At 42.1% G+C, this 9526-nt stretch carries 7 protein-coding genes; 2 read left to right on the forward strand and 5 right to left on the reverse strand.

Annotated elements, in window-relative coordinates:
* Positions 1 to 181 precede the first annotated feature (181 nt).
* Both F6K37_RS19660 and F6K37_RS19665 read right to left on the reverse strand, forming a co-directional pair.
* Complete coding sequence (locus F6K37_RS19660) at positions 182 to 2152, reverse strand: ATP-binding protein (protein ID WP_008183126.1); 1971 nt, start codon at positions 2150 to 2152, stop codon at positions 182 to 184.
* A 53-nt stretch (positions 2153 to 2205) separates the two neighbouring features.
* Entirely contained in the window at positions 2206 to 3144 is a 939-nt protein-coding gene (locus F6K37_RS19665; RefSeq protein WP_008183124.1) for a phosphate/phosphite/phosphonate ABC transporter substrate-binding protein, read from the reverse strand.
* 1496 nt (positions 3145 to 4640) lie between these two features.
* Between F6K37_RS19665 and F6K37_RS19670 the strand changes: the two genes are divergently transcribed.
* Positions 4641 to 6401 carry a choice-of-anchor I family protein gene (locus tag F6K37_RS19670; RefSeq protein ID WP_287251664.1) on the forward strand — a complete coding sequence of 587 codons (1761 nt, stop codon included), beginning with the start codon at positions 4641 to 4643 and terminating at the stop codon, positions 6399 to 6401.
* Between the two features lie 468 nt (positions 6402 to 6869).
* On the opposite strand, the gene F6K37_RS19675 is transcribed toward F6K37_RS19670, so the two are convergent.
* A complete protein-coding gene (locus F6K37_RS19675) occupies positions 6870 to 8318 on the reverse strand; it encodes a hypothetical protein (RefSeq protein ID WP_008183121.1) in 1449 nt (482 codons plus the stop codon).
* Positions 8319 to 8564: 246 nt separating this feature from the next.
* Positions 8565 to 9005, reverse strand: coding sequence for a secondary thiamine-phosphate synthase enzyme YjbQ (locus F6K37_RS19680; RefSeq protein WP_287251665.1), 441 nt, complete (start codon positions 9003 to 9005; stop codon positions 8565 to 8567).
* A 61-nt stretch (positions 9006 to 9066) separates the two neighbouring features.
* Here F6K37_RS19680 and F6K37_RS19685 point away from each other — a divergent pair, with 61 nt between their 5' ends.
* Positions 9067 to 9309 carry a DUF8620 family protein gene (locus F6K37_RS19685; RefSeq protein WP_008183116.1) on the forward strand — a complete coding sequence of 81 codons (243 nt, stop codon included), beginning with the start codon at positions 9067 to 9069 and terminating at the stop codon, positions 9307 to 9309.
* Between the two features lie 13 nt (positions 9310 to 9322).
* Here F6K37_RS19685 and F6K37_RS19690 read toward each other — a convergent pair.
* On the reverse strand, positions 9323 to 9526 hold a 204-nt coding region (locus F6K37_RS19690), incomplete at its 5' end, for a hypothetical protein (RefSeq protein ID WP_287251666.1).

Raw genomic sequence — 9526 nt, forward strand, 5'->3', positions numbered from 1 at the left:
CCGGAGACGAAACCTTAGAGAGGGTCGCCTTTAATGTCGGCAGGTTATGCAGAAAAGGGTTAAATATTTTTTAATAAGGCTCCACTCTCTTACGGTAACTTCAAACCACTCGCGCTTTGCATCAAGACAATGTCAAACATCTGAATGCGTAGTGCTATACCTTTTGCCTTCACTTAACCCATTACCCATTACCCATAATGCCCTTAGGTGTTTCTGTTTTGGGGTCATTTACTATAGCAGGGCAACGGATGCTAAAAGTAGAGCCAACACCAATCTGGCTTTCCACCGTAATTTGACAACCCATCATCTGGCAGAAGCGTTGGCTGATGGAAAGACCTAAACCCGTTCCACCATACTTTTTGGTGGTTGAATTATCTGCCTGGGTAAATGGTTGAAATACTTTGTTAAGTTGTTCTGGAGTCATACCAATGCCAGTATCAGCTACCGAGAATATCAACCAATGATCAGATTCGAGATTCGCTAAGGTATTGGAGGAGGTAGGAATATCGATTGTGGTGTAGGAAGCACTTGAGGATCTCGAATAAGGTTGGGATAACTCCAAGATCAGTTCGTTCTTGCCATTGCTATGGTTACTTCCTTCACGCTTAATGCTAAAAGTAATCGTGCCTGTTTCAGTGAATTTAGCAGCATTACTTAGCAAGTTTAACAGAACCTGCTTGAGCTTAGTCCGGTCAGCCACCATTGTGCCGAGAGAGTCAGCACTGCTGATCTTTAGACTATTGTTCTTTTTCTGCATCAGTGGCTTAGCAAGGCTTTCCAATTCCACTATCAGGGTAGTAACATCAAAGCTTTCTAAGTACAGGTTCATCTTGCCCGCTTCAATCTTTGAAATGTCTAGAACATCACTGATCAGTGTGAGCAGGTGCGTACCAGAGTTCCAAATCTCCTTTAAGTCAGAGACGAACTCGTCATAGCCTAACTCCTCGGCATCTTCCCAGAGCAACTGACTTAAGCCAAGAATACCGTTAAGGGGTGTCCGTAGCTCATGGCTCATACTAGCCATAAAGGCACTCTTGGCATGGTTAGCTTCTTCAGCCGCTTCTTTTGCCTGTTGCAACTCAATCTGAGCCAACTTGTTCTCCGTAATATCCCGGACAATGGTCAGCACTTCTTTATCTCCACTGACCACAATCCGTGCTTCAAAATGGCGGCGTTGGCCATTAATAAACCTCTCATGTTCAAAGATTTGGGTCTCCCCAGTTTCCAAAGCTTGCTGAACATTGCGGATATAAAGTTGAGCTATCTCTAGTGGTAATGCATCATACACCGTTTTACCCAAGACTTGATCAAAAGACCCAAAAGAGTTCTGATTCCTTGCCACTTTATAATCTAGAAATGTACCATCGTGACTAAAGTGCAACATTAAATCTGGAATAGCATTGAGCAAGGCTCGATTTTTACCTTCACTTTGGCGCAGATCTGCGGTTTGCTGTTCCAAACTTTCAATGAGTTTTCGCAGCCGGGAAGTCATCCGGTTAAAGGAATCTGCCAACACCGCTAGCTCATCCTTGGTGTGAACAGTAATCTTCTGGTTCAAGTCCCCAGCCGCCAGACGCTGGGTTGCAGCAGTCATCTGTTGCAATGGTTCAGTGATTGACCGACTCAGCAGCAGTGCCAACAGGGTACCGGCAGCGGCTGCAGTTATTGCCACCACTAGACCTTGATTGCGTACCGCAGCAATTTTATTGTTCAGGGGAGCTGTAGACAGTCCGACACTAATCGCTCCCACTGTCTGATTCCCGAGAATCACTGCTTTCCCAACAGTAAGTTGGTCAGCATCCCAATCAACATATATCTTATCACGTTTTAGCCTTAGCAGCTTCTCGCCAACAGGGTCACTCTCGATACTATACACCTGACCATCTACCGAATCGGCTTTGGCTACGATCCGTCCATCTTTTTGGTAGATAAAACCCTCCTCCACTAACCCCTGATCCCCCAGCTGCTCCATGACCTGCTCCAAAGAATCAGGATCTGCAAGGTAGAGCGCATCAGCAGTCACTAGGATCAGAGTATTAAGCAATAGATTAGCCTGTTGCTTGAGTTCTTTACGAAAGGTTTGTTGCTCACGGTGCAGAGATAGCATGGTGACACTAGCCACTGCCACAATCACCAAGCTAGTCATGGTCATTGTCAGTTTAGTGGCTAATGGCCATTGTCTCCAGCTAAATCTGCCCATGCAATTTACCGATTCTCAACAATGTTGTATAACTGTTGCATCCTTTCCAACCCCTGTAGAGTTGGGAACTCATCAAACTTAGCAGTCTTCTGGAACTTAGTCAGCACTTCTTTGCCCTTGGGGTCGTTATGCATGGTACTCAGGATACTCTTGAGCTGAGCCAGTAACTCAGGATCCATATTGCCTGGAACCATCACGACTTGCCGAGGTACTTTTTCTGTTTCAGCCAAGATACTCATGGCTTGGCGGACATCCTCGGGGACTTGCTCGAAAGTCTGGTTATCCACTGCACCAGCGTCTGCCTTTGAGCTAATCACCCATTGGATAGTATTTTCATCATCATCACTGAAGATATACCCCACCTCATTAGCTGCCACTACATCACTGCTTGATCCCTTTTCATTAGGCTTCAAACCTGCTTCAATCAGATAAGCCATAGGTAACATATAGCCAGAGGTCGATTGTCTATCATCAAACGCGATCTTCTTACCCTTGAGGTCAGCTAGGGATTTAATCCCTCGGTCTTTCATAGTAAAGATAATCGTGTGGTACTCAGCATCACCCCGTTTCCAGCGGCGCAAAATTGCTTGAGCACCAGACTCTTCATTAATCCTCATGGCTGGGTAGAGGCTATCGAAGTATAGGTGTACCTCCCCTTCTTTGAGCCAGTTGATCATGGTAGGAAAATCCGAGGCAATTTTTACTTCGCCAGTTTTAATATCGAACTGACTCAACTTGTCAGCCAGGTAATTTGCCAGGGGCTGGAAGCGGCGGATCTTTTTAGCTGGATTTTTTGAAATATCACCTAAGACAATCACCTTCGTGTCTTCAGAAATTGTTGATGGCTCTAAGTTAGGCTTTGATTGATCTGCTGGTTGAGTACAGCTCACTAATGAAGTGAGCAGACCAACGAGCATAACTTTTCCTAACAGCTTGGTTAACATAGTGTCCTACTCTCAATTACAGTTAGAACCGATGTCTTCACAGGTAGATACTAGGGTTAGCCATGTCAGGATGGCTACCTTAGCCAACTTAGCAAAGTTTTCAGTGAATCTACCTAAGAATAGCGATTTACTGCAGGACACTCTACCTCAACACAAAAGCCCATAGGTAAATTCACTGATTCGGTTATCCCCTTGAACTGTAGATGCCTTAGTAATTGCTTGGGTTAGGTGAAGATCAATACAGGAAAACTTAATGCCAGAACACCCTAGTGCAGTTGGGCTAGAGCGAGTTGCATGCTTAGAGGGAATGACACACTCGCCTGATGGACAAAGGGAAAAGGTATTCCTCTTACCCCAAGGCCTTTTCCTTAGCCCTTTTCCTTGTCCTAGTAGGTATTGCCTCCGAACAATCATCTCTTTGAAAGTACCTTAGTTTCACCAGTTTCACCTCCCCATAGACACCCTGTGCTAAAGCAGACCTTGCATAGCTCGAAGCTCCGGTTTCTTGAGAAGTCATAGATTACCTCCCGGTTAGACAATGACTCTTGAGCATCGGAGTAGATGCATTAGTGTGGTAGAACCTAGGAGCTATTTTATATGGTATCACTTTATCTGGTCATATCACATTATCTACTTACTAGCAATTGTTTTGACAACTTAATAGTTATGGGATCTTAATGTACACCTTATACTAGACTATATCGAATTGCATTATTGTAGTTTTTTATAGTTTATAATTGTATTTTTTTGTATATTTAGTGTTTTTTTTAAATATATGGAATATATTCCCATTAACAATAGTAAGCTAAATATCAAATAATAACGACATAATTAAATTAATGTTAAACAATTTTATATTAATTTAATTATTTTTCGTTCCAGGATTAAGTTATAATTGAAAATTATACTTGGTCGTATAACTAGCTCGACGCTCTAAATTTGGCGTAAAAAGGTTAACTACCCTAAATAATATTGATACGGCATTTTACACTCTGCTATACATAAATAATATTTAATATATTTGTTAAAAACAAATAACAATAGCTAGTTTTATATATAAAAAACTATAACAAAACAAATAGTAATTATGATTAATATTCAGAGTTATAATTAAGTTTTTAGATAAAAACTTAATCAGATATCCCAAACTATGCTAATATTTCTTAATCATATTCTGTAAATTACCGCCAAAGTGGCGTGAAACAAAGTTGGATTAGCTTTTAAATTAAAGTTATCCCATCAGGCTGTGGTGATTCCTTATTTAAAGATTGAGTAAAGAATTTGTGAAGTTTCAGTAAAGAGTTGGTGAAGTCTCAGTGAATATTACTAGAACTACACGAAATTGATCACTGATATAAAAAATTGCTCATATAAATTGCATCATAAATTGGATCAGAGGCATTTCATTTACAGTATTAGCTAAGTATTACCTATACCTAGACACAGCCAGGAACACCATGGTAAAACATCAGAGTCCATCCATTTTTCCTAGAAAAATGCCTAAAATCATACAATCAACCTTATACTCAACATTGCTGTTGGGTATACTAACATCACCTGCCGCCGCCTTCTCCCTAAACATCAAACCGATTTCTACCTTTTCCACGGGAATCTTCGATGATGGAGCGGCGGAGATATCGACTTTCGATCCACTCAGCCAAAGGTTATTCGTTACCAATGCTAGTAGCAATCAAGTCGATGTCCTGGATTTTGTCGGAGGCAACCTCTCGTTATCCACCACCATCCCCCTGGCATCGTTTGGGGCAACACCAACCAGTATTGCCTCTAGCAATGGCTTACTAGCGGTTTCCGTAGCCAATGAAGTGGGAACTGATCCAGGAACAGTGGCTTTCTTTGACACCAACGGTAACTTCAAAACATCGGTCACAGTTGGTGCCTTGCCTGACGCGGTAACCTTTACCCCAAATGGCAGAAAGTTACTAGTTGCCAATGAAGGAGAGCCAGCCTTTTCAGAGACTTTAGGTCAGATCGTTAATCCAAAGGGGTCGGTTAGTATTATCGACCTTCTTGACCCGAAGCATCCTACTGTCAAGACTGCAGACTTTAGTTCGTTCTCAAAACAGGATCTGGAAAACCAGGGAGTGCAGCTGTTTGTCGATGCATTCGAAAAAATTGAGGCTTCATCCCAGGAGGAATTCGGCATTGAGGATTTATTCGAGTCTCCGATTACCCCTGATCGGGATATCGAACCGGAAAACATCACTGTCTCACACGATAGTAAAACTGCCTGGGTAGCACTTCAGGAAAACAATGCCATTGGTGTTCTCAATCTAGAAACTAATGAGTTCTCCAAGGTTGTGGGTCTCGGTGTCAAAGATCACAGTGAGCCTAATAATGGTTTAGATACTAGCGATAGAGACGATGCTATCAATATCGAAAACAGGCCAGTGTTTGGGTTATTCCAGCCAGACCAACTTGATGTCTATACCGTTGACGGCATAACTTACTTAGTTAGTGCTAACGAAGGCGATTTCCTCCGGATTGAGGGTGACTTAGACGGTGAAGAAGAAACGTTTTTCGAGGAAGATGAACGGATAAATGACTTAGTGTTAGACCCAACTGCCTTCCCTGATGCGATCGCTCTACAAGAAGATGATGTTCTAGGACGTTTGCAAGTTTCAACGATCAATGGTGACCCTGATGGAGACGGTGACTTTGACCAACTGTTTGCCTTTGGAGGACGCTCCTTCTCAATTTGGGAGGTAACACAGGATGGCTTAGAGCTAGTTTTTGACAGTGGCGATGCTTTTGAACAAATAACTGCTGACCTATTTCCGGATTTCTTCAACGCTGAGGGTGAGGAAAACAACTTTGATACCCGCAGCGACAATAGAGGTCCGGAACCCCAGGGCATCAGAGTGGTTGAGTTATTCGGTCGCACCTTTGCCTTCATCGGTTTTGAGCAGATTGGTGGCTTCATAGTCTATGACGTTACCGATCCTGAAAATCCATTCTTTGTGAATTACATCAACAACCGCGACTTCCTAGGGGATCCTGAGGCTGGTACAGCAGGGGATCTTGGTCCTGAAGGATTGCTGTTCATATCAGCAGAGGATAGTCCCTACGACACACCGATGCTAGTTGTTAACAATGAGGTCAGTGGCACAACTACTGTCTATTCAATCGAACAAGTACCAGAACCAAGTTCTATATTGGGTCTGTTAAACGTTATTGCTTTAGGGTGTATGGCTTGGAAGGGAAAGCTTTCAAGAACATGTAAAGAGACTAGCGTTTAAAGGGAAGGGATACTGGGGGAATAATATCTCCTCCAGTTTAATCACTTGCTATGCAGGTAAATCGTTAATTGTTAATTGTTAATTATTAATCGTTAATTGTCTAGGTAATTATTTAGGTTTAGGGGTTGACAAACTCTGTAAGTTGTGGATTTGGCAGCAAAAACCAGCAAATTTGGATCGTTTAATACAGTTTGAGTCATTTTTCTGGCAAAATGAACAAAAGAGCTTCAAAAACAACCCCAAGACCTGAATAATTACATTTTCAATTTTAAATTTTTAATACACATCACACCCTTTGATATAAGAAATTTAAGTTAAAGTTTATCTAAAGTTTATCTAAAGTTTATCTAAAGTTTATTTAAAGTTAATCGAATCAATGTATTAAAACTGTTTTAATTTGGTATTAATCCATCACCCCCTACAATAATTGGCGATTGAGGGCGCAAAAAGTTATGAATTTGATGTGGGTCAAGGCCAAGGAATCTGGGGATTAGCGGCCAACTCGCTAGCCACTGCTGCTGCGCCGTATTGATTCAGATGACTCGGATCAGCAAAATACTGATTTTGGTTTAGCCACTGCCTCCCCATATCGATAAAGATAAATCCTTGATCAGTTTGTTTGAGCATCCACTGTTGCAATTTCTGTTCACGACTCAGACGCACTGGATCTAAATAGTCTTTGGTAAGGGGTAAGTTAACCACCACTAAGGGAATATTTTGTTTCTTCAAAAAGCTTTTAATAGCATTGACAGCAGTAGTCTGCTTACCGGCAAAACTGAAGGGCTGATAATCGGCATCATATCTCCCTGACACTCGTGGATGGCTCCGATAGTAAATTTTTGGGTTAAAGGTGCCATTCATAGGGAGAAAACCATTAGCATTGATGGCAAAAGTACTATAGCCAGTGTTGGCGGGAGTTGACTGTTTTGAAACCAGTTGCAGGTTGCAGGTTGCAGGGTCTAGGTTGCAGGGTCTAGGTTGCGGATTTGAAGTTAAGGTCGCTGTTGCCCAAAGTCTAGTTTCCGGTGCCCATTTTTGATAAATTTTACTAGTAACACTGGAAATAGTAGACTCAGAAATAGCTTGGCAAGTATTGGCTGATTCCTTTTGACTTTTAGGAAGTGTGGGGCGATCGCCTGCCAACAAACGTTTATATCCCTCAGAGGCGACAAGGGATTGATAGGTGCGGTCTACTCGTCCACTATTGAAGGCACGCACCCCATCAGCCCAGATCACTAACCGTGGCAATTGTTCTGGAGTCAGGAGCTGACGGAGTTGGAAGTCAACAAATTGAGCTGTGGCACCATTGACCCCAAAATTGAAAACCTTTAGCTCTCCTTTGCCTAATATCCCTAAGGATTTTTGGAGTTGCTGAGGATCAAGCCCTTGCAATGCCCGGGAACTACCTACAATGAGAATGTCAGGCCTACCAACGGCAGCAATATAGGATAGATAAAGCCGCAGCTGCTGATCAAATATTTCGTTATCAAAACTAGAGAAGGGCAAGGATGACGTGGTTGCTACTGCTTCTAGGTAAGCTAACTCTAGGTTCTTGATATATTCAGCAATTTTTTTTTGAGCAAAAATCCGTTTAGGACTGTCTGCTGGGATAGCTTGCAAATCCTCAATGGCTTGAATCCACTCATTGATCACAAAATTCCAATCTTCTGTTGATCGAGCCAATTGTGCCATACCAGTTGCTCTTCGTTCTTTTTTCATACCCTTGGTAATCGGATCAATAGAAGAGCAGGCTGGGGGAGAAACCTGATCGACTACTTGATTGCCAGGGGATACTGCTAGTGAGGGGAGTAGTGTGTTTCCTGCATGGTAGAGTGGCGTAGTCTTCCAAAAGCCAGCGGCAAGTAGAAGTGATACTATGGTAGCGCTACTGTAGAGTCTAAACCAGAATTTCGGCATAGTTTCGCTCTTGGTACCCTCAACTTACTTCAATCAGTTCAAACAGAACTATGTTGACACTCCACCTTCTGAGAAGGAAAAGGATTATTAGTGAGAGCGAGTCCAATATTATCTAGTTTAACACAACTTTGATACCAATGTATTAACAGAGTTTGCTCAGTTCATTCTATCTATAATTATCTATAATTAGGATAAGGAGGTTTAGTTAAACCGTTCTGCTTCAGCCAATTCGTAGTAAGACAGTTTTTAGGTTTCACCACATAGTTGAATTAAAACAGTCCTGTCTCTAGGACCATCTAATTCAACCAATAAAACCGATTGCCAGGTGCCCAAAGCTAATTTTCCATCAATAATAGGAATATATTCGCTGTTGTTTAGCATCATGGCCATTAGGTGAGAGTGGGCATTGATCGGCTCATCAGGAGGTACAATCCTTAAGTGCAGGTCATTATGGAGATATTTACCATCTTTAGGGGCTAGCTTGTTTAGATGGACTTTGATATCTTCGAGTAATCGTTCTTCATATTCATTAATTGCTAACGCAGTAGTTGTATGTCTGGAAAAGACTAAAGCATGACCGTTTTTAACCCCAGTAACCTCTAGTAATTTGCTGATGTAATCGGTGATATTGTAGATGGCGATAGGTTCGTGGGTTTTAAGTTCGATTATTTCACTCTTGACCAGCATGACTGCACACCAATAAACTAATAACGTTGACAAGTAAACTAAAATTCCAGAAATTTTGAAGATGAAAGAGCAACTGCTCCGTTGGCTTAACCAAGTTTTAATGTTCGATGTTTTTCTAGTCTTATTGAGCTTTTTTTGGTTTGCGATCGCATTGGTTGGTCGTTCGGTTGGTATTCCCTTAGGACTGGAACTATGGTACAGCCTTTGGGAACCAGTATTTACTCCCGCCATTGGCGTGCTGATGGCTGGAGCCATAGTTAGTGGACTAATTAACCAGATTTCTAAGCGTTTGACGTCGAATTGAGTGAATAAGTGCGTCAGTACGTCAGTCCTGAGTAATGAATATAGGAAGTAACTGGTCTATAGCATTTTTGGTATGGGTAGAACATATGGATAAAGCATGGATACTGATTCGTAAGCATATGCGCTACGCGCACGCTACGGGAAAAGCAGTCAGCTGACTGCTGATAGCTGATGGCTGATAGCTGATGGCTAATAGCTGAATGCTTACACTGATTCAT

The organism is Moorena sp. SIO4E2 (genome assembly GCF_010671945.1).
GTDB lineage: Bacteria > Cyanobacteriota > Cyanobacteriia > Cyanobacteriales > Coleofasciculaceae > Moorena > Moorena producens.